Annotated in this window: 19 protein-coding genes; 7 read left to right on the top strand and 12 right to left on the bottom strand. The window is 44.2% G+C overall.

Annotated features, from left to right (window positions below; genetic code table 11):
• Positions 1–38: 38 nt before the first annotated feature.
• The 4 genes from AB6E85_RS12395 to AB6E85_RS12380 all read right to left on the bottom strand — a co-directional run bounded on the left by AB6E85_RS12395 (position 39) and on the right by AB6E85_RS12380 (position 5,277).
• Positions 39–1,910 carry a methyl-accepting chemotaxis protein gene (locus AB6E85_RS12395; RefSeq protein WP_372142856.1) on the bottom strand — a complete coding sequence of 624 codons (1,872 nt, stop codon included), beginning with the start codon at positions 1,908–1,910 and terminating at the stop codon, positions 39–41.
• A 435-nt stretch (positions 1,911–2,345) separates the two neighbouring features.
• Entirely contained in the window at positions 2,346–3,716 is a 1,371-nt protein-coding gene (locus AB6E85_RS12390) for a YjiH family protein (protein ID WP_048609722.1), read from the bottom strand.
• Positions 3,717–3,944: 228 nt separating this feature from the next.
• Positions 3,945–4,619, bottom strand: a complete 675-nt coding sequence (locus AB6E85_RS12385) for a YoaK family protein (RefSeq protein ID WP_048610715.1) — start codon at positions 4,617–4,619, stop codon at positions 3,945–3,947.
• Positions 4,620–4,794: 175 nt separating this feature from the next.
• A complete protein-coding gene (locus AB6E85_RS12380; RefSeq protein WP_248365719.1) occupies positions 4,795–5,277 on the bottom strand; it encodes a GFA family protein in 483 nt (160 codons plus the stop codon).
• 32 nt (positions 5,278–5,309) lie between these two features.
• On the opposite strand from AB6E85_RS12380, the gene AB6E85_RS12375 reads away from it, so the two are divergent.
• From AB6E85_RS12375 to AB6E85_RS12365, 3 genes are all read left to right on the top strand, one after another.
• On the top strand, positions 5,310–5,963 hold the full coding sequence (locus tag AB6E85_RS12375) for a hypothetical protein (protein WP_372142854.1): 654 nt from the start codon (positions 5,310–5,312) through the stop codon (positions 5,961–5,963).
• Between the two features lie 124 nt (positions 5,964–6,087).
• Positions 6,088–6,387 (top strand): isoamylase early set domain-containing protein, encoded by a 300-nt coding sequence (locus AB6E85_RS12370; RefSeq protein ID WP_009845720.1) that lies wholly within the window; start codon positions 6,088–6,090, stop codon positions 6,385–6,387.
• A 275-nt stretch (positions 6,388–6,662) separates the two neighbouring features.
• A complete protein-coding gene (locus AB6E85_RS12365) occupies positions 6,663–7,952 on the top strand; it encodes a peptidoglycan DD-metalloendopeptidase family protein (RefSeq protein WP_372142852.1) in 1,290 nt (429 codons plus the stop codon).
• Between the two features lie 132 nt (positions 7,953–8,084).
• Here AB6E85_RS12365 and AB6E85_RS12360 read toward each other — a convergent pair whose 3' ends face one another.
• Both AB6E85_RS12360 and AB6E85_RS12355 read right to left on the bottom strand, forming a co-directional pair.
• Positions 8,085–9,929 carry a bifunctional diguanylate cyclase/phosphodiesterase gene (locus tag AB6E85_RS12360; RefSeq protein WP_248402047.1) on the bottom strand — a complete coding sequence of 615 codons (1,845 nt, stop codon included), beginning with the start codon at positions 9,927–9,929 and terminating at the stop codon, positions 8,085–8,087.
• Between the two features lie 142 nt (positions 9,930–10,071).
• Positions 10,072–10,968: a LysR family transcriptional regulator gene (locus AB6E85_RS12355; protein ID WP_017062741.1), complete on the bottom strand. Its 897-nt coding sequence runs from the start codon at positions 10,966–10,968 to the stop codon at positions 10,072–10,074.
• A gap of 108 nt (positions 10,969–11,076) precedes the next feature.
• Here AB6E85_RS12355 and AB6E85_RS12350 point away from each other — a divergent pair, with 108 nt between their 5' ends.
• The 3 genes from AB6E85_RS12350 to AB6E85_RS12340 all read left to right on the top strand — a co-directional run bounded on the left by AB6E85_RS12350 (position 11,077) and on the right by AB6E85_RS12340 (position 13,153).
• A complete protein-coding gene (locus tag AB6E85_RS12350) occupies positions 11,077–12,282 on the top strand; it encodes a multidrug effflux MFS transporter (protein WP_372142850.1) in 1,206 nt (401 codons plus the stop codon).
• A 100-nt stretch (positions 12,283–12,382) separates the two neighbouring features.
• Positions 12,383–12,733 (top strand): hypothetical protein, encoded by a 351-nt coding sequence (locus AB6E85_RS12345; protein WP_017057980.1) that lies wholly within the window; start codon positions 12,383–12,385, stop codon positions 12,731–12,733.
• 285 nt (positions 12,734–13,018) lie between these two features.
• Positions 13,019–13,153, top strand: a complete 135-nt coding sequence (locus AB6E85_RS12340; RefSeq protein ID WP_010431176.1) for a hypothetical protein — start codon at positions 13,019–13,021, stop codon at positions 13,151–13,153.
• Between the two features lie 153 nt (positions 13,154–13,306).
• Here the strand turns inward: AB6E85_RS12340 and AB6E85_RS12335 are convergent, their stop codons facing one another.
• The 3 genes from AB6E85_RS12335 to AB6E85_RS12325 all read right to left on the bottom strand — a co-directional run bounded on the left by AB6E85_RS12335 (position 13,307) and on the right by AB6E85_RS12325 (position 16,012).
• Positions 13,307–13,924 (bottom strand): glutaredoxin domain-containing protein, encoded by a 618-nt coding sequence (locus AB6E85_RS12335; protein WP_050620585.1) that lies wholly within the window; start codon positions 13,922–13,924, stop codon positions 13,307–13,309.
• A gap of 68 nt (positions 13,925–13,992) precedes the next feature.
• Positions 13,993–14,883, bottom strand: a complete 891-nt coding sequence (locus AB6E85_RS12330; protein WP_372142848.1) for a DMT family transporter — start codon at positions 14,881–14,883, stop codon at positions 13,993–13,995.
• 154 nt (positions 14,884–15,037) lie between these two features.
• Complete coding sequence (locus AB6E85_RS12325) at positions 15,038–16,012, bottom strand: porin (RefSeq protein WP_372142846.1); 975 nt, start codon at positions 16,010–16,012, stop codon at positions 15,038–15,040.
• 377 nt (positions 16,013–16,389) lie between these two features.
• Here AB6E85_RS12325 and AB6E85_RS12320 point away from each other — a divergent pair, with 377 nt between their 5' ends.
• Positions 16,390–17,406, top strand: a complete 1,017-nt coding sequence (locus AB6E85_RS12320; RefSeq protein ID WP_372142844.1) for a succinylglutamate desuccinylase/aspartoacylase family protein — start codon at positions 16,390–16,392, stop codon at positions 17,404–17,406.
• Positions 17,407–17,720: 314 nt separating this feature from the next.
• Here the strand turns inward: AB6E85_RS12320 and AB6E85_RS12315 are convergent, their stop codons facing one another.
• The 3 genes from AB6E85_RS12315 to AB6E85_RS12305 all read right to left on the bottom strand — a co-directional run bounded on the left by AB6E85_RS12315 (position 17,721) and on the right by AB6E85_RS12305 (position 21,214).
• Positions 17,721–18,440, bottom strand: a complete 720-nt coding sequence (locus tag AB6E85_RS12315; RefSeq protein ID WP_372142842.1) for a DsbA family protein — start codon at positions 18,438–18,440, stop codon at positions 17,721–17,723.
• Positions 18,441–18,577: 137 nt separating this feature from the next.
• Positions 18,578–19,147: a protein disulfide oxidoreductase gene (locus tag AB6E85_RS12310; RefSeq protein ID WP_048610736.1), complete on the bottom strand. Its 570-nt coding sequence runs from the start codon at positions 19,145–19,147 to the stop codon at positions 18,578–18,580.
• A 3-nt stretch (positions 19,148–19,150) separates the two neighbouring features.
• Positions 19,151–21,214: a protein-disulfide reductase DsbD family protein gene (locus AB6E85_RS12305; RefSeq protein ID WP_372142885.1), complete on the bottom strand. Its 2,064-nt coding sequence runs from the start codon at positions 21,212–21,214 to the stop codon at positions 19,151–19,153.
• Between the last annotated feature and the right edge of the window lie 79 nt (positions 21,215–21,293).

Below are 21,293 nucleotides of genomic sequence, written 5' to 3'. Positions count from 1 at the left end.
AGTTACTAAACAAGAGTGTTAGTTCAACGGTAAGGCGGTTAAACCGTAAACTTGTTCAATAGCTCGTCTTGTTGGCGAACATTGTCCGTTTGAACCTGCATCGCTGTGTTCGCTTCTTGGGCTGCGTTGGATACTTGTGTTGAAAGGTCTTTGATCTTAACAGTGTTGTTATTGATCTCTTCCGCTACCAAGCTCTGCTCTTCTGCCGCTGAAGCAATCTGGATGTTCATATCTGAGATACGTTGAATCGCGTCACGGATACGGTCAAGTGAAGAGTTCGCTTGCTGAGCGCGTTCAACGGCGTCAGTGGCTGTGTCTTTACTTTGGTTCATCGCGTTCGATACTGAGCTTGCACCCGCTTGGAGCTGCTCGATCATGTTGCGGATTTCAGTGGTCGATTCTTGAGTACGTTGTGCCAGAGTGCGAACTTCATCGGCAACGACTGCGAAACCACGGCCTGACTCACCAGCACGCGCCGCTTCAATAGCCGCATTCAATGCCAGTAGGTTGGTTTGGTCTGCAATATCGTTGATTACTTTTAGAATCGTTTCGATGTTGGCCGTTGCTGATTCAAGTACTTGTACTTCGGCAACCGCTTGGTCGATACGAGCTGAAAGGTTATCAATCGCTTGAGTGGTGTCACTTACGACAGATGTGCCGTCTAGCGTTGCTTCGTCTGCTTCACGAGCTGCTGCTGCTGCACCTTGAGCATTGTTTGCAACTTCAGTTGCAGTAACCGCCATCTCGTTCATTGCAGTTGCTAACTGTTCAAGCTCTTGCAGCTGGGTATTCATTGCTTTCGCTGACTCGCCCGCACCTTTCACTGTGATTTCAGTACCGCGTTTAATCTCAACACCAATCGCTTTCGATTGAATGATCTGATTTTGCAGATTTTCGGTAAAGGTATTGAAGCCTTTCGCTAGGTCAGAGAACTCTTTGTCTGTGTTGGTATCTAGGCGCTTAGTTAAGTCACCTTGTCCGCTTGCTACGTCTTGAATGGCTTGGTTAAGTGCATCCAGTGGTCGCATTAACACGCGAATCAGAACTGTTAGAGCAATGATGCTGAGAATCACCGCAATCAATGAGTAGATCATTGAGCTGTTCTTCAACTCTTCAACGGTTTGGAACGCGATCTCTTCATCCAGGATGGCACCAATGTACCAATCTTCACTTGGGATGTGGGTGAAGTTAACTAGGAACATTTTGCCGTCGACTTCAATTTCTTGAGAGCCTTCACGAATAGTCGCTTGTGGCATGTAGCTTGAAAGCGTTTCACCGTTGTTTTCCGCATTTGGGTGAGCAATCGTGGTGCCGTCGGCAGTGACTAGGAACAGGTAACCCGCATCAAACAAGTTCACTTGGTTGACCAAGGTAGCAAGGTTCGTCAATTCTAGGTCGTAGAACATACCTGCAGTGAAGCGTCCATTGTCTTTAACTGGCGTCCCCACAGAGATGATGACTTTCTTACTTGATGCATCCACATAAGGCGCGGTAACAACTAAACTGTTTTTGGATTTAGCATCAATGTACCAAGGACGAATTCGCGGGTCGTAATCTGGACCTGCATCCCAACCATCATCATTTTCAATAACGAAACCGTTTGCTTCATAACCAAAACCAACCGCTAGGAAGCTGTTTTTAAGCTTTGGCTTTTCTAGGATTTCTTTAACGTAAGCGCGATCTTCAGGGTTGATCTCGATGACTTCAGTCGTCGATTGAGCCAACGCTTTCTTGGCGTTCATCTCCGATACGACGGTATTTTTCACGCCCGAGACCATCTCTTTCAGGCTCGCATTGACGTGGTTTTCTACTGCACTTCTTACAGTGTACAGTTGTTGTATTGAAAGCAATGATACTGTCACTAGCAGCAAGGCTGATGATGCAGCAACCACCTTATGGCTAAATTTCATTGAGTTTTCCCCTTCTCACAGGCTTTGCGAAGACTAAAGTTAATCGTGTTTTTGTAATTATATATATCGACTAGATTGAATTTTACTTGAATGTAATTTCACAAAATAGACTACAAAAATACAACAACCTAAACAATACAAAATTCACTAAATTACATATTTGCTACTTTTAGTATTTGGTTCAATGAGTTGGGGAATGGGGTTAGACGGAGTTTAAGGAGGGATTAAGAATGTATTAATTTGATAGTTATGCGTTCAGTTTTCTATTAGCAAGAGGCGGGGTGAATAAACGATATGAAATCGAATAATTTGCAGAACTTATAAATTGATTGAACTCTAAATAATACTGTGTATATATTTTCGCAAATAAAAAGCCCCACAAAAGTGAGGCTTTATAAACTGAATCTTTATTGAATTATATAAGTAGTATCTAATTTAGAATATTAGATGCGCTACACCAGCGATAACTGGAAGCGTAATTAACGTACGCAGAATAAAGATAATAAACAGTTCTAAGATGTTCACTGGAATCTTACTGCCTAGAAGTAGAGCGCCCACTTCAGACATGTAGATCAGCTGAGTTACCGACATTGCTGCAATAACAAAGCGAGTCATCTCGTTGTCGATAGAAGCCGCAAGGATTGCTGGGATAAACATGTCCGCAAAACCAACAACAATCGTTTCAGATGCTGCAACCGCTTCAGGAACACCAAGTAGCTCTAGGAATGGAATGAAAGGCTGACCTAGGAATGAGAATACAGAAGTGTATTCCGCAATAACCAGCGCCATCGTACCAAGGCCCATAACAACAGGCAGTACGCCAAATACCATATCGACTGCGTTACGGATGCCTTCAGCAAATACTGATTTAGCCGACTTTACTTGCGATGCTTTGCTTACTGCTAACTCAAGGCCCCAAGAGAATGTTGAGTGACCTGCTGGGATCGCGTCAGCGTCTTTGTGAGGCTTGCTGCCATCAATGAAAGTATCTTTTTTCATGCTTAGTGGTGGAAGGCGAGGGATGATTACCGCTGCCACAATACCCGCTAAACAGATTGCTGCGTAGAAAGGTAGGAATAGGTGCTCTAGTTCTACCTGAGCAATAACCACAAGACTGAATGTGATAGATACTGCTGAGAAAGTCGTACCAACAACCGCAGCTTCACGCTGAGTGTAGAATTTCTTCTCGTACTGTTTGCTTGTAAGCAGGATACCAACGCTGCCGTCACCTAACCAAGAAGCCATACAGTCAATCGCACTACGACCTGGTAGGTTGAAGATTGGGCGCATGATTTTACTTAGTAGCGTGCCAAACAGCTCTAGTAGGCCAAAGTTAAGTAGAAGCGGCAGTAGCAAACCTGCAAAGATGAATACTGAGAACAGTGTCGGAAGCAGACCTTCTAGAACCAGACCACCGGTGTTTTCTTCCCAAATAACCTCAGGGCCAACTTGGAAGAAAGCCATAACGGCTGCAGCACCACCAATTAAACGAACCAGCAACCACAATGGAGATGGGTTGAAAAGGCCGTTTAAAAATGAATTTGATGTAATGAATGTAGGCTTAAAAATGGTGCTTAAAACTGAAGCTACAGACATGAAGGCAACGATCGCAGTGATGATAGGGACTAGATATTCACCGAAAACCGCTTGAATTGATTTGGCTAAGATAGCTACAGGGATGGTTAGATCGCCTTGATAGCTGATGGGTGCCATGAAAAGGAATAAACCAATCAATGATGGGATTAAGAAAACCCAGAAACTGCCTTTAGATTTCTCTGTTTGAGCAGTATTCGTGTTGTTAGACATGTTATTGTTCTCGAATTTCTACACGTAAAAAAGCCACATCCTTGGCATTTTTATTCACTAAACGTCCGTATTTTCTCATTGGGTGCAAGATTACCCAGTATTAATATCGCTTGCAATACTATTCATCAAATATCGCTAAATATTCATGCTGGTTATTCTGCAACGTATTAAGAGTTTAGAATAAAGTGTTGCGGATGTTACGTAGTTTGAGGTTATATTGCCAGATATTTATAAATTGACTGGGGTTTCAGTTCGATAGGTCAAGTATAACCAGTAGCTAAACGCAATAATGAAGGCGAAAGAAGCTGGGAAAGCCAATGCCAAGATTTCGAAGCGTTGGAACAGACAAGCGCCACTTAAGCCGCCAAACAGGAAGCCAACCACAATGAACATCAGTAGTTTGGCTTTACGGCGGTCAAAAGGCATCCCCTTTAAGCGAGCACCAATCATGATCCCCAGATCGGTAATGATCCCACTCATGTGTGTTGTTCTAATGATCGCCCCGCTGTAAGTGGTGATCATCGCGTTCTGCAAACCACACGCGGCTGAAGCGAAATACTGACCTGAAGTATAGCCTTGCAACAGTGTCCACAGCGCCAAAAACAGCAATCCCCCCTCAATACATAGCGCAACACCGTAACGGCGTCCTAACTTCAATGCTTGGTTTTCAATAAAGAACCCGCTGAACGCCGCACCTAACATGAAGCTCATGATCACCAATAGGAGGTGAACAGAAGCCGAGGTCGGTGTAAGCAGGCTACTGCCTAGCAAAGACATGGTGCCGGAGATATGGGAGATAGCTTGATGTTGGAAGCCAAGTAAGCCGATAGCATTAACACTGCCAGCAAGACCAGCTAACAAAAGGGCGCCGTATTCAACCCAGCGAGGTAGCTTAGAAATCATGTGGTTCACCCTGGGTTAAATAGAGGAGCAAGATTATAACGCTAGACAAAAGATACGCTAGCGCTGTGGAGCGTTGATATTTGATCTTAGGCAACAGTATTGCAGTTTGTTTTAATACTGTTGCGATATAAAGATAACGGTCAATAACGAGGTAAAGATAACGCTCAATGACAAACTAGCTGTAATGGCTCATTTGGTGGTCGAACTTAACCCAACCGTGTTTGCGTTCTTCATAAACCGAAAAGCTCGGCAGTGGGAAGTCTTGCTCTTTAAATAATCCGAGCGGGACGATATAAAAATCGGCGGCGGCAACCGACTGCAAAAGCATGGTGGTGCCACACTTGGGGCAAAACTGATAGGTGACTTCATTACCCGTATCGCTGATGCGTGAGAAAGAGGTCACTTCCCCGCTGAGTGTGACTTGTTCTATTGGGAACCGTGCCTGAACGCCGAACACACTTCCGGTGCGTTTCTGACACTCATAGCAATGGCAGACAGAGGTACGTTGAGGTTCGCCTCGGCATACTAGGTTGACTGCTCCACAGCGGCATTCGCAACTTCTGATATTTCTATCTTTAATATGATTGATATCCATCCATGCTCCACTTCTGGTTAACCCTGTATTGATAATTATACTAAAGCCCTTTATGGTCTGCACAACTGGATGAAAACAAAAGAATATAAATGCCCATGAAAAAGAAAATCTTACCTATTCCCCTGATTCTACTGATTCCAATTGTCATGCTGGTTGTGGTGATAGTAGCGGGTATTTATCGCTTTAGCTTAAGTGATGAAGAGATCTTGGCGAAGTTTCCTTCTTCTCAAGTGAGTTATGAGCCAGTCGTAGAAGCCGTTTTTGATTTGAAGACGACCAACCCATGGACAATTAAAGTTCCTGAAACTAACGCCTACGCGTTTATCAATGAAGTTGATGAGCCTAGAGCCATCGCGTTTGGACGTTATGACTCAGGTGTTGAGCGCGGTGTGGTAGCGGTAGACACCAATAATCTTTCAGCTGTCACGCTGGGCAAGGCGAGTTTCTTTGTCGCGCCGATGTGGATATCTAACCAAGGCAGCGGTGTTTTCTATTATCTTGGCCTGTTTAAACATGACCAGCAACGAAGCCGCGTGGTGTTAGTCGACCAACTTTTACTGGGTGATCGTATACAAATTCAGACATTGGAGGTCGCTCAGCAGCCAGATTCGCAATCACAGAATAAACTCACTGGGGAAGGTTTTATCGGCTTTACTCAGCATTCTGCGGAACAATCATTTGCAGAACCCCCTTCTGAAAAGGTGTTAATGAGTTTTTCTTTTGATACGCAATCAATTGGTAAGCAATAACGTTTTCGTGAATGTAAGGATCTGTTGTTTATGTGAGCCAAATTACATATTATCTTAGTTAGATGAATGAAATTTAGACACACTTAGCTTTGTGTCCGCTTATTTTTACAAATGGAGCTTGCGAATGATTAATAAACGTTTTTTTAAGACGAAAGATGAAGTTGAAGTGACCTTCGAGCTAGAAGCTCAGGAAGCGAACTCTGTATCCATCGTTGCTGACTTTCTTGATTGGAAAGCCACCCCAATGAAAAAACTGGCCAAAGGGAAGGTTTACAAGTTTAAAACTCGCCTACCTAAAGATGGTGAGTTTCAATTCCGCTACCTAGTTGATGACCAACAATGGGTGAACGATGCGAACGCTGACCGTTATATCCCAAATGAGTTTGGTGAAGACAACTGTCTAGTATCGACGGTTAACGCATAGTCTTTTTTTAAACCAGCGACTAATTCGCTTCGTTTATTAATTATTCGAAACGGAATAACGTCAACCAATAGAAAGCAGAAACTAGCCGTTTCTGCTTTTTTATTTTTAAATTTAGCGGTTAATTTTATTTCTCATCTAGAGGCTCTTCATCTACGGCAACTCAATGACTTAGGCTAAGTTGGGCAGATTCACATCATATTATGACAATGCATTGATGATTTATGCGTTTGAAAAGCATATCCTATGCCTTTATATCGTAGAAAGACCTGTTTACCGTGTATTCAAAAATATTTTCCTCTCCGTTTGCCGAGCTTTCACCTGTAAAAAAAGTAGCTATTTTAGGACTGCCACTTATTGCAGCGATTGGAGTTGCTCTGCAATCTTCGCAATCAAATCTGACAAAAACGATCGAGCTTGATCTACCAGACTCAACCGTTATTGAGTCTATTCTGTCACCATCTTCTGTTACCGTTATTGAGCCGCCGACATTTGAGTATCAAATTCAATCTGGCGATAACTTGAGTAGCATCTTCACGCAACTTGGATTTTCTTATAAATCGATGATGAGCGTGATGGAAACCGATTTGAACTTCCTTGCTTTAGATACGCTTCGTCCGGGTAATACATTACGCTTTTGGCGTGATGAAGCGACCGGCGACCTTTCTAAAATGGAACTTCAATTTAGCGTCGCAGACAAAGTGGTTTACCGACTGCTGGATGACGGCAGCTACGAATTCGAAGACATCTCTATTCCTGGTGAATGGAAGCAAAAACCTTTAGTGGGTGATATTCAAGGCAGCTTCTCTATGTCGGCGAACAAGGTTGGCCTGAGCAGTCTTGAGATTGACCATATTGTGACTCTTCTTAAGGACAAGCTGAACTTTAGCCGAGACCTACGCGCTGGCGATCAGTTTGAAGTGCTTCAAAAAGCACAATATGTTGATGGTGTTGCAACTGGCAAACGTGAAATTGAAGCGATTAAAATCATGAATCGTAACCGCGTTGTGTCAGCGTACTTACACACTGATGGACAATATTACGATGCTAATGGCGATAGCTTACAACGTGCTTTCCAACGTTACCCTGTGAGCAGTAGCTGGCGCCAAAGTTCTCAGTTTAACCCTAAGCGCTTACACCCCGTGACAGGCCGAGTATCACCGCACAACGGTACAGATTTCGCGGCGCCAGTTGGTACGCCGGTTCAAGCAACGGGTGACGGCAAAGTGATTATGACGCGTAAGCACCCATACGCGGGTAACTACGTGGTCATTCAGCACGGCAGCACGTACAAAACACGTTACCTACATTTGAGTAAGATCCTGGTTCGTAAAGGACAAACGGTATCTCGTGGTCAGCGTATTGGTTTGTCTGGAAAAACTGGCCGAGTGACCGGCGCACACTTGCACTACGAGCTGATTGAACGTGGTCGTCCTGTGAATGCAATGACAGCAAATATCCCGATGGCAGATTCTGTGCCTAAAAAGGAAAAAGCGACGTTTGTAGCAGCAAGAGATGAAGCTGATAAGTTGCTAAAGGTCGCGTTAGCCCAAGCTAATAACAGCTAGCCAGATCGTTTAGAGATAACCCTGAATAAGGCTGTTACTCACCAAACAGCCAACTAAAACCGCGACAGCATCACTCCGAGTAGAGTCATGTTCTCGCGGTTTTTTGATCCTAGGTTAAACAAGGATAGCGGTCTAAGCCAAGGGCTCCGAATGTGTGATATGGCTGACGATAGCTTCTGGTCGCATCGGTGGTGAGTAGAGGTAACCTTGTATCTTGTCACATCCCATTGCGTGCAGTTTTTCCAATTGCTCACGCTTCTCTACGCCTTCCGCAACCAATGACACATCGAGCCTATGAGCAAGCTGAACAATCAACCAAACGACGCTCTCAGATGTTGAGCTAGTCAGCAAGTTACGGATAAAGGTGGCATCAATTTTAATGCAGTCGATGGGGTAGCTGTGAATGTAGTTCAAACTGGAGTATCCAGTACCGAAATCGTCGAGCGCAATGGTGAAGCCTTGCCCTCTCAAAAAGTTAAGTGCCGATTTGGTCTCTTGGGTTGGAGATAACAACACCGTTTCGGTTAACTCAATAACAAACTCTTCAGCTTTAAAGTGATGTTCTTCAATGGTTCGAGTGAGGTAGGATATATAGCGTTTCGAGTCGGTAAGCTCATGAGCAGAACAGTTTATTCCAAGCTTAACCTTGTAACCTAAGCCTTGTTCTAAGGTGGTTTTAGCGCGGCACACTAACTCAATAATACGCTCACCTAGCTCGACAATCAGCCCAGACTCTTCAGCCACTTGAATGAACTCCACAGGCGATATGTCACCGTGTCTGGCGGTTTTCCAGCGAGTCAGTACCTCGAAGTATTCCCACTGTGTGTCACCTTGACTGACAATTGGCTGCACAACCACGTACATACCATTGCCACTAGGTACATAATTATTTGAAATTGGGTTTTCAAGCTCATTTCGTAAAGCGGCAACTAACTCAGCCTTTCTTTGGTAGCGCACCCTTAGATGGGTGTCATAACATTGAATGTGAGTATCTTGGCTATGTTTGCACTCTTTAAGCGCTAAACTGGTGTTGAAGATGATCTGCTCAATGTCTTTGATGTCTCCGTCTGAGCGCGCAATACCAATGCTGAGATTGACATCGATCTTTATATCGACACTGCTGTAACCTTGTTTAATCTTAGCCAATATTTGTTCGCAAACGGATATTGGATCGGAATGGTAGGTAATGAAGGCGAACTCGTTGCCTGCAGTCCGGAAAGTCAGGTTGCTTTCGGGTAAGGTTCGACGCAAAGTTTCTGCGACAAATTGAAGCACTTTATCGCCAATATAATTGCCGTGCATGTCATTGATGGCTTTGAAGCTATTGATATCGAGTAAAGCCAATGTAAACGGAGTGACGCTCTGTTGAGTAATCGACTCTAAGGTATCTGATAAACAGCTTCGGTTGAGTAACCCGGTTAGGCTGTCGTGTGACACCTCATAACTGAGTTGATTCACCAGTTGCTCGGAACGATCGTTAAACCACATTTCACGTAAGGTGTGGATGATAATGTCGGCGAACAATTGATGGTGCTTTATCACGTCTTGTTGCTGATCAGGGCTAAGAGGCGAGGTGAACGTTGAAAACAGCACGCCCATCACTTCGCCACTTTGAGTTCGAGTCGGGATCGCGATGGAGTTTTGTGAGGTGATTTCCTGCCTAAATGCCGATGTCGGCAATGACTGGACGACGTACTGAGCAAACGAGCAATCTGGGTGTCTTTGATTGACGGCTTGTTGGTAGATGTGACCATGGCGCGCATTGATTTTGTCATGCAATACATGGTCAGAATGGGCGATCACCAAAGGAACGGTTTGGTCAGGGAAGTGCTTCTTCTCAATGATGCTAGTGTATTGAGTATCAAAGGTCTGATGTAAAGTAAGCACAGCTGATTCTAAAAGGTCGATACCTTCCAATTTCAGCAAACGGCCAATGCGCTCTGTGTCTATCATGCTGTTGTGCGTATGTTGAGTCATAGTCACCATCCCTAGTTAACCAGATTCACTGTGTAAGCTGTATACGTATTATCTTGTATATGTGCGAACTTGTATAATCTATATGCGTCAAGTTTATTATTGGCCGTGTTGTATAACTTTTCAAATTAAAATGTGACTTATTTCACAGAGCTTGCGTACTACGCTCTTTGTCTAGTCTATCTTTCAGATGGTCCAAAAAGAGCTTGGTTCGCGTATGCGAGTAATCAAGCTTAGGGTAGTACGCGTAAACCATCACTTCGTCGGCAGTAATATTTGGCAATACTGGAACTAATGTCCCTTGTTTTAGATCCTCTTTGATCATCGCTTTGATGGTTAACAGTACGCCCATTCCTCGCTTCGCAGCATGAAACAAAGCCTCTGGATTGGTGGTAGCAAAGTTACCATTGAGAGTGATGCGCTGCCCTTTGGTGAGTGTGACTTCTCGGGTAGGGCGCTCTCCCCAAATTAAAGAGTTGTGTTGTTCTAAGTCCTGCTCGTTGGCGGGGTAACCATGTTTAGCTAAATAGCTTGGCGCTGCATAGAAGCTGGCTTTGTGTTCAAACAGCGGTGTTTTCTTGAAGCTTAAAGAGTTGAGCTGTTCCAGTTCACGGCTGATCACTAGATCCAAGCCCAACTCTGGTAATTGTCCTGGCGTGGTCGTGATCAGCTGCACCTTAATGTCCGGATACTTTTCTAAGAAGTCGTCCATATATTGCACGAGAAACTTAGAGCCAACCGCAATCGTTGCACCTATCTTTAACAGGCCTGCTGGGGTTTGGTTAACCGAGCGAGTCTCATCAATAATGGACTGCCAATTGTCGAGCTGATCCTTGGCTCGCAGGTAAAAGAGCGCGCCGGCTTCGGTTTGACTAATTGAGCGTGTGGTGCGCTTTAATAGTTGAGTGCCAATACGCTCTTCTAACCAGTTCACTCTTTTGCTGATCGCCGAGCTGGTGGTGTTCAGTTTTCGAGCTGCACCATTGAAGCTGCCTTCTTCCACTACTCTGACATAGCTTTTTACGTTAAGAATCCAATCCATATTATTTCCTGTTGGGACTTAATAAAATTCCAATTTAGCTAATTATCAATTATTGGTTTTGAATGTAAACTCATCTAATGAACAAATATCAAACGAATAGGGAATTTTTTGAGCCAATCGACCTTTAAAAAAACGCCGTTACTCTTAGCAATGATGATTATTGCTACGGGGCAGGTGGGTGTGAGCATCTACTTGCCAGCATTGCCGTTAATTGCTTCTGACTTAAGTGCTACTCAAGTAGATGTACAGCTGCTCGTCACGCTGTTTCTGGTGGGTTTTGGCTTGTCTCAGCTATTTTACGGACCAATGTTTGATGCGGTGGGAAGAAGACCTATCTTCTTGTTAGGTCAGGGTGTTTATTTGATTGGTACTGTCGTTTGTGTTGTGTTTTCTGACAATATGACGGCGCTAGAAGTTGGTCGCTTGCTGCAAGGTTTAGGGGCGGGTAGTGCCTCGGTTCTTGGGCGAAGCGTGCTTCGCGATAGCTATGATGGTTCTCAGCTTACCAAAGCGCTGTCTTATATCTCGATCACTGCTTCGATTATGCCGATCATTGCGCCGGTATTCGGTGGTTGGATTTCATTTCACCTCGGTTGGCAGGCGGTGTTCCTGTTCGTTTTACTGTACCTATTAGCGATATTTACGCTGGGTTACTTTGTTCTACATGAAACTTTGCCATACGGAAAGAGCCGCTTTGATGCGTGCCAAGTAGTGAAGAACTACGGGCGCTTGTTGACCAATCGGCAAGTGTTGACCAGTGCCAGTTACAACTGGATGAGCTACATGGCGAGTTTGGTATCGCTGTCGTTGTTTCCATTCTTAATGCAAGAGCAATTGGGTCTGACCGCCGCTGAGTATGGTTCATTGATGATTGTTCCTTCGGCGGGCTTACTGATAGGTAGCGTCGCTTTAAACTTACTCAATCGTAGGTTTAGTACGCCCCAATTGATGAGCCTAGCTATTTTGATTATCTTGGCGTCGGGAACTTGGCTTCTAACTCATGAGTTATCCATCTTTAACTTAGTTTGGGCGTTTACTTGGTTGGCGATAGCACAAGGCATCTCGTTCCCACTATCAATCAGCATGTTGTTAGAACCTCATAAGAAACAAGCGGGCGCAGTATCGGCATTGTCTGGCTCAATTCAGATGTGTTTAGCGGGTTTATTGGGTGGGTATCTAGTCGAAAGTTGGGTCACGACTCATCTACAGTTAGGCGTGTTCTACCTCATTATTGGGGCAGCCATGGGCGGAGTGCTTTGGTCTTCAACCAAAATGAACAACAAAGGCGATACTGTTGAAGTGGAATATAGCTAAACACTAAATTCACTATCGTTTAACGCACCATCGTTAATACGTTGTATTTGTGCTGATGGTTTTCTACAATGCTTCGGTCCATTGAATAGGTAAAAACAAAATGCAGCAAAATGAATTTGAAGTACTGGTAAAAGCTATCTGCGCACTAGATGGCCTGCCTCAAGCGCTTGAGCTATTGAAATCCAATGAGGATACAGAAGTCGCTGAGGCTGCTGCATCACTGACTGGTCAATTTGCACTTGCTGAAGTGGAAGGCGAAAAGCGTATTTACCACGTGACGCTTCAAGAAAATGAACAAGGCGAAGAGCAAGAGTACATCGAACATGTCATGAATGAAGGCGATGACTTAATCAAATTTGCAGCTTGGTTCTTTGAAACGATGTTTGAATTGAAGCAAAAAGACACATACCAAATTGCCGGTAAAACTTACAGACAGCCGAAGCGCAGCTAGGTTTCTCAGTAAAGTATTTTAGAAAGCAGCTCTCTTGAGCTGCTTTTTTTATCAGTGTCTAAACCAATGTTTTGGATTGTTATTAGGAATGGAGCATCAAGCTCAAACCAGAATTTAGGTTAACTCATTGATATACAAATACAATGCTGATTAGCACAGAGACAAAATTAGGCCAATTGCAAATGAACACTTAACATTGCATTAAAGTGTGATTTAGATCTTGTTTTTGGGCGTTTTAAGTGTAAAATCCGCGCTAAAGAAAGTTGATTATGTGCGGAGATAAGCATGAATTACGAACTAGGCCACGCATACCTTGGTCAAATGGCAGCAAAAAACATGATGCACGAAGCATTGTACGGCACTTCAAAGCCAAAGAAACCATCGTTCTTTAAGCGAATGATGAAGAAAATGGCTAAATAAGCATTTTCAAAAACGGAATTTTAAAAGGCCTTAAACTCGATGAAGTTTAAGGCCTTTTTCGTTTTAGCGATTGGTGAAAGTTATCGCTTTGTTTTGTTGTGGATGGACACAAAAAATACTAATTAAGCTTCTGACTAATGGCTTTTAATGAACTCAGCCAGCAGATTGATTGGATAAGTCGACCACATTATTAGGGATGCTATCTAAGCCATTCTCTTTCATCCACGCTTCTAAGTTATCGGCACCACCGATGTATTTACCATCAAGCCAGATCTGTGGGACGGTGACCGGTGTTTTCTCACCAATGTGTGCTTTTACCTCTGGAATCATACGGTATAAAGCGGCGCTATCTTTTACGACATCGTGGTATTGGTATTCAACACCCGCTTCATCCAACATTTTCTTTGCTTTAACACAGAATGGGCAGGTCGCCTTACCATAAACGATGTTGCCTTTTAGGCTGTCTCGTTTGGTCCACTCTTTGATCACGGATTGGACTAACACACCGCGATTAAGCGCTTCACCTTGGCTGACAACCTTGCCTTCTACAACAAGAATTGGAGCATGCCAAGAGCCTAGTTTTAGCGGCTCCCACCAGTGAGACAACCAATCTTTCACTTCCAGTTCGACATCGACATCGGCCAACTCATTCTCAAAAGTATCCTTCAGAATGTCTTTGGTAAGGGTACATTCCCCACATGGGATATTAACTTTAAATGGACCCCAGCTGCCTGCCCAACGGTATAGTGTAATCTTGACTGGTTTCTTCATGGTTACGGCCTCGTTTGAATTCTCTTATCCATATAGAACGGATAGTCGAACTATTTATTTCACCAACCTTAAACTTTCTTCACTTTTGAAGGTTTTTTGGTTTCCCAGTGCGTTATAAATGCAACTGACGCAATAATAATAGCAGCCCCTAGCCATAAACGACCCGGTGGAACCCAACTAAACACAATCCAACCTGCTAAAACATTTAGCGGTAATTTGGCGTGGTCAAAAGGTTGCACAAACGAAGCATCAGCGACTGAGTAGGCTTTCACAATCGCCCATTGAGCGAGTGCCGTCATAACACCGATAACAATCAATATAGCCCAAATTGTACCGCCGCTTGGCGTCTGCCAATCTGGCGCGGCAAGCAGGATGTTAAATGGTGTGATTAATAGCAGCAGGTACACCACCATGGTTGAAGGACTGTCTTGCGAAGAGAGCTTTTTCACCATGAGTGAGTAGCATGCCCAGAAGAAAGCGGCACCGACTGGTAATAACGTTGCCCAGTTAAAATCTTCAGCCCACAGCTCTAGAATCACCATCGCACCAACGAAGCCGGCTAAGGTTGCGCCCCAGCGAGCAGCCCCAACTTTCTCTTTTAAGAAAAGCCCTGAACCTATGGTTGCAAACAATGGCGACGTCATGAGAAGGGCAATGCCTTGCCAAATTGGTACTGGGTAAGCCAGTGCCCATATCCAAAGTTGAATACCAATAACAGACAAGAAGACACGGAATACGTGCAATTTGAGGTTGTTGGTTTTTAGCGCGCGACGAATGCCCAGCGTTTTCAGATAAGGAAGAATAGCGAACAACGCGATGGCGTATTGAATAACGGCAACGGTGGTAGAAGTAAGTCCGAAATGAATGCTAGCAATTTGAGTTAGGCTGTTAATAACGGCAAAGGCTAGGCCTGCGGTTAGCATCCAGCTAGCGCCTTGGATCGGATGGTGTTGTGACATGATGCTTCTAATTATTTGATGTGGTCCACCTATGATACGGATTTAGCACCACTTAACCAGAAAAAGCATTGATGAAGTTAATCAGAATATTTGAATATGAAAAAAGGTTGAGCCATTGCCCAACCTTTTAGTCTGTATCTAAAGTCGATTTAGATTAGAAGTCGTAACGGATGCCCGCTTGTAGTTGGTCATCTTTATTGTCTAGCTGTTCAAACTTGTAACCAGCATATGTGCGAATGTGGCCGTTAAACTTGTACACCGCTTCAATAGCAAAGTTATTTGCTTTTTCAGTACTTGTATCGTCATTCTCTTGGAAGTTGTAAACACCTACTAGAGAAAGCTGATTGTTTGCTTTGAACTTAGCAGATAGCTCGTAACCTGTGTAATCGTCATCTTCCTTTGAAGCCATGGTGTATAAACCACCAACCGTAAACGCATCCATAGAGAATTGAGCTACAAAGTTGATTTGGTCATCATCGAAGTTACCATTCTTTTGAGAAACATAACCCGCACCAAGGTCAAAAGCGCCTAGGTTATACATAGCAGCAAGGCCGAAGCTGTCTGCATCTTTTTCGTTTGCAGCGATGTAGTTAGCTTGAATAGATAGCGCGTCAAATTGGCCAGAGTAAAGGAAGTTGTTCTCACGCTTATCTTTGTTCCCAGAGACGATATCTGCTGCATCTGCACCGAATGTTGCCATTGTATCTGTAATATCAGTTAGCATTACTTGCGCAGAATCTTGTTTACCGTAAGAGAACTCACCGAATTTGGTTCCTAAACCTGCGTAGTAGTAGCGATTGCTAAGAGAGTCACTTTCAATTTCTGCAATTTCGCCATTTACGTCTTCGACCTCAGTTGTTGATGCGCTAGTAAACTCTGCTTCATACTTACCGAATCCATATAGACCGTCAGAAAGTTCAGACTTACCTGAAATATTCACACGAGCACGAGACTTGTCTTCGAAAGAGCTGTTAGATGTGCTTTCGTTTTCGTCAGATATGTTGAAACGAGCCTCCGCACGACCGCCAATTTTAAGTTCTGTACCATCAGAGCTGTAAACTGTTGCTGCTAGAGATGAACCTGAAACTAGTGCCGCTACCACTGCAGAAGCTAGAACTGCCTTTTTCATAATCACTTACCTTGTATTTTAAAATCCGTGAGCAATGTGCTCTCCGTTTCGATATGAAGCTAATTTAGAGCAGATAAATTAAGCTTTCATTTCCATAAAATTACATTTTCGTGAATGGGGAACTTTTTTAAGTGTTGATTTTATTGCACTTTTATTTCATGCGACTGAGTATTCTGTGAATAGATATACAAGTTGCGTGTATTTCAACGGTCACATTGACAAGTTTTACCTTGGAATCACTGATGTCGATGGTGATGAATTTTGGGAGCGCATGAGGGCTTGTTAATCTGATTAACTGCTTGTACTGGTTAGAATATCCTCTATGATGCAAAAACTTAGAAGAGAATAGATTCTGCTCAACAAGATGGAGACGTTGGATGAAAACAGAGTACTTAGGCGATGTTTTACAAGGTAGGCAGGTTATTGGCTCCTTGAATGTTGAAGACCTACCCGTTGGAGAGCACCAGTTTTGGTTTCAAGTCACCAGTGATGGGTTAGGGCAACCCAAAAACATGCCGGTTTCTGTTTTCAAAGGTAGTCAAGAAGGTCCTAAGTTGATGATCACCGCCGGTATTCACGGTGATGAGCTAAACGGAGTGTTGGCTGCACAGCAAATTATCAGGGAGTTAGTCGGTAAAACGCTCAAAGGTACGGTAACGATTGTGCCTACTGTGAATTTGTCTGGTTTGCTGAACCATAGCCGTGATTTCATCTCTTCGGATCCGGGCTCTTGTCCTGCCAATCTTAATCGGCTCTTTCCGGGTGATGCTAATGGCTTAGCTGCGGAACGCTTTGTTGCGTCTTTGTGGGAGCGTTTGCTTAAGCATAATGCCACCTTCGCCGTTGATCTCCACACTCAAACTCGTGGCGCAGTCTACCCACTTTATGTGTTTGCTGACTACCGAATTGAGCAATGTTTGGAGATGGCGAGGCTGATGCAGCCCGATTGTGTTCTGAATGACCCTGGCGACCCAGGTATTTTAGAAACAGTTTGGAATCGAAGTGGAATTCCGAGCATCACGGTGGAAGTTGGGATGGGGAAATTTACTCAGCCTGACATGATTCAACGAGCGGTAGACGGTGTTTTTAACATGCTGTCTTACTATGAAATGTTCGAGGTTGAAATAAATCATCCCGAGAAAATGCAACTGCCGAGCATGGATTGGATAGAGGGTAATGATGTGGTTTCTATCCGCGCTGATATTGGTGGTTTTGTATTGCCGCAGGTTGAGCTTCTGCAGAGCGTAGAACAAGATGATTTATTGGCTATTCAATATGACGCTTTTGGTAATGAGTGTCGCCGTTATCACGCGCCGTCGGCTGGACATGTCCTTAGCTACAACGTGGATGCGTTAAGGGAGCCGGGTGCGCTTGTTTGTCGCTTGCTAAGTTAGGCTTAGTCGGTTGGACGTTTCCGTGTTAATGCACTGTGTCGCGCTCTAAAACACGTAAAAAAAAGACCGAGCTAGGCTCGGTCAAAGGACAGTTGTCTAGAGTAAGCACGTCTTGGACTCATCGAGAGAACTGCTTTTAGAGTAGCGAGGCTAGATTAAGAATCCATTGCAAGATAGTGACACTTCGACTGTTTTTCTGTTTCAAAAATAATATTGAAAACATTATCTTAAGCTCATAAAAAAGCCGACTGCGAGTTACGCGAGTCGGCTTTTTATTCACTTCTCTTTCGAATTTTATCTCTAACTACACTCGATTAAAAAGCGTCATCGACGATCTCTTTTAATCGGTCGTAAGGCACGTATCCCGGTAAGATCTGCCCGTTCATCATTAATGTTGGTGTGCCAGTTAAACCCAATGCGCTAAAGGTTTGGTGGTTGGTCATTAGTGTGTTGCTTTGTTCTGTGGTGGTGTCTAGTTGCGCTTCTGTTCCCGTCTTCTTGGCTACAGCTTGCAGTGACGATTTTGTGTGGCTACCGCTTTTCGCCATTAATAGTCGGTCTACTTCAGGGAACGCTTCTGGATTATCTTTCCATACTTTCATCGCGTATAGCGCTGCGTTGGTGTTTAGACCCGAAACCTGTTGCTGCTTAAATGATAGGTAGACATTGATTACTTTAATGTCGCTATTTTCAGAGGTGAGTTGAGTTAACCCTTTTTTTAAGCGCTTACAGAAAGGACAGTTGTAGTCGGTAAAATTAACGATGACCGATTTGCCATCTGGATTGCCAAGGATCGGGTGAGCGTCATTGTCGTACAACCAATCATGGCTTTCCGCTTGGGCTTTCTTCGCTTGCTCTTGACCTGCTACGTACTGCTCTAAACTGGTATGCAATCCAGAGATCGTCGATGGGTTTTCTTTCAGGAATTGATTAATTTCTTCAAGTTGTTGAGTTTGTTCTTTGTTTAATTCTGCGAAGGCATTAGTACTCATTAGTGAGCCTAAAACCAGTGCGCTTATCAGATGCTTTTTCATATTGTCTTTTCTCTAATTCGTGATAATCGTGAGCGCTTATTAGGTTGCGCTCACATTTATATTGTTTGTTAAACGGACTGAGTCGGTTTATTCACTTAGCTTTGCTCTGTTTTGCTCTGTTTTGCTTTGTGAGCGAGTTAGGCAAAGTAGGTTCTTAACCACAGCCCTATAGGAGAAGTAACGCCTGTTGCGATACTGCTGATCTTTCCGTCTTTGATGATGACGATGCTTGGAGTGACATTTACGCCCCAACTTCTGCTGATTGATCCAGAAAGATCATTGATAACAGGGAAGTCATACTCTTTTGCATCCAAGTAGCGCTGGACACGTTCGTCTGGACCAGACGATAGAGCGACCGAAACCACCTGATGGGAATCGCTGAAGCTATTGACGGTTGGGCTTACAAATTTGCAGGCACCACACCAAGTCGCCCAAAAATAGACAATGACTGGCTTACCATTTTTACTTAGCTCGATAACATCAATATCTTCGCCTTGGAGCGATTGGCCCACAATTGGAATCGCATCGCCCTGAGGCATACTTCTGCTGTGATAAAAGTCCATGGCAAATGAAACCACGCCAACGATCAATATCATTGAAACCAGTTCCTTTCCCCACTTCTTAAGACGGCTTGGCTTTTTGGCCTCACCCTTTACAGCGTTGTCTTCAGTCGTGCTAGATTTCTCTTCATTGTTGGGAGTCTTCATCAGTTATCTCGCAGCATCGATGGCTTGAACGACAGTGTCACTGTTGAGAATGACAGGCATTGGAATACCGCTTTTATAGCTCGGACCGTAGACGATATTAAATGGCACACCAAATCGCCCATTACTTTGTAAGTATTGAGTGACACTTTCACTTGGTGTTGTCCAATCCCCTTTCATCAAAACAATGTCTTCTTGCTGAAGGTGGCTGTAGACAGGATCTTGAAGGATGACGCCGATCTTGTTGGCTTTACAGGTGATACACCAATCAGCAGTCACATCAACAAAGACCGTTTTGCCTTCATCAACTAACTGAGGGATTTGCTTCGCATCCAGCTTTTGCCAAGCAAGGTCATCAACAATCGGTGTCGCCCAGTTATCTGCAGTAACACTGCCGACAATAAGAGCTGCACCAAACATCAAGGTAGTGGTTGCCATGATAGGAATCAGTACCTTGCGACCCAGTTTCATGCCAATCCAAACCAGTACTGAAATCACGATAAATAGCGACAGCAGGATAGTTGGGAATTTACCAATGAATGGACTCAGGAGGCTTGTTAGCCATAGGCTGGTAATGAACATCATTAAGCCAAACACCAGCTTAACTTTGAACATCCACGCCCCAGGTTTTGGAAGCAATTTGGTTAGGCTTGGGAATAGCGCAAAGATCAACCAAGGTGCACTCATACCGATACCGAGTGCGATGAAGATTGCCCATAACTCTTGGTAGCTTGCTCCAAGTGCATACGCAACCGCAGTGCCAAGGAATGGTGCGCTACACGGCGTTGCTAACAGCGTCGCAAACATACCTTGAACAAAGTGGCCTGAATGTGAGTCATCGCCTTTGGTTGCCATCCAAGTGTTTAAACCTGATGGTAGTCTGAATTCGAATAACCCAAGTAGATTAATCGAGAACAGCAAAGTAATGATCAGCATGAATCCGATGAACCAAACATTTTGGAACTGGATTCCCCAACCAATCGCATTGCCACCCATTTTTAGAACGGTCATGCCAAGGGCTAGGAGTGCAAATGATGTAATGACACCTGAAGCAGAAGCTAAGAATGAGAGTCGGATATGACGATTAGATGCACCTTGGTTTTGAATGATGCTGTTTAATTTCATTCCTAATACTGGCAACACACATGGCATGATGTTGAGGATCAAACCACCAATTAAAGCAAAGCCAATCATTGCTAGAAAGCCGTTGTTGCTTGTTTGGTAAGCGATCGGTTCTGAGCCAATTTGAGCCGTCATCTCTTCGGCAAAATTAGTGTCTGAAACGGTGACACTAACGGTGCGATCCGTTAAGTCGACTTCACCTATCCAGTTGCTCACATCAAATACGGCCGTCATTGTATTGTCTGTGATGTGGACGCTTGGTTGAGAGAAGAAGTCATCAATCACTTCTTGCCCGTCAATCAACACCATCGGCTTATCCCAGCCATCTTTACTCGTCAGCTGAGTAACCAGTTGCTGCTTGCTCTTGTCCCAAAATAGACCATTGACCGAAGTGCGATTAGCTTCTCGTGGAGATTGGCTCATCCCTTGGTTGAACAAGAACATCGCTTCTTCATCGAGCGCTAAGGTTTGTGGGTCAATCGGCAGTTCGATATCGTAATCGGTTAACACACAGATATTGGTACACGACGGAAAGGTAAACGACGCCCTGAATATTGCAGGCTTCGTGTTGTCTTTCAGGGTTAACGTGACAGGAAAGCTGACATGCTTTTTGTAGCCTAACGTCATGACGTCAAGCTGCTCGTAGTACTTAGGTATCGGCCAGTGCCACTCTACTGACTCAATGTTTGTTGAACCAGACCAGTCCCAGCTTGGCGGAATGCCACCTTCGCCTGGGCTGCGCCAATAGGTTTTCCAGTCGCCGTCGAGCACGACATCGAGCACGGTTTGAATCTTAGAGCCGTCATCCGACTGTTCACCCGTCGACATCATTCGCATCTTCACAGGCGGATGCTCAGGCACACTAAGCCAGCCCGTTGTCTGTGCCAAGGCGGTAAATGACGTCATAACCAAAAGGGCAGTGACTAAGGTTTTCGCGCATGTACGCATAGAGAATGCCAATGAATCGACAAACTTAGTTAGTAGTGTGTTGTACACAAATGTATCTCCAAAAAATAAATAAAAGGGT

Source organism: Vibrio sp. 10N.247.311.51 (genome assembly GCF_041467855.1).
Classification (GTDB): domain Bacteria; phylum Pseudomonadota; class Gammaproteobacteria; order Enterobacterales; family Vibrionaceae; genus Vibrio; species Vibrio coralliirubri.
The sequence above is the reverse complement of the archived record's forward strand: the minus strand, read 5'-3'. Positions and strand labels throughout refer to the sequence as shown.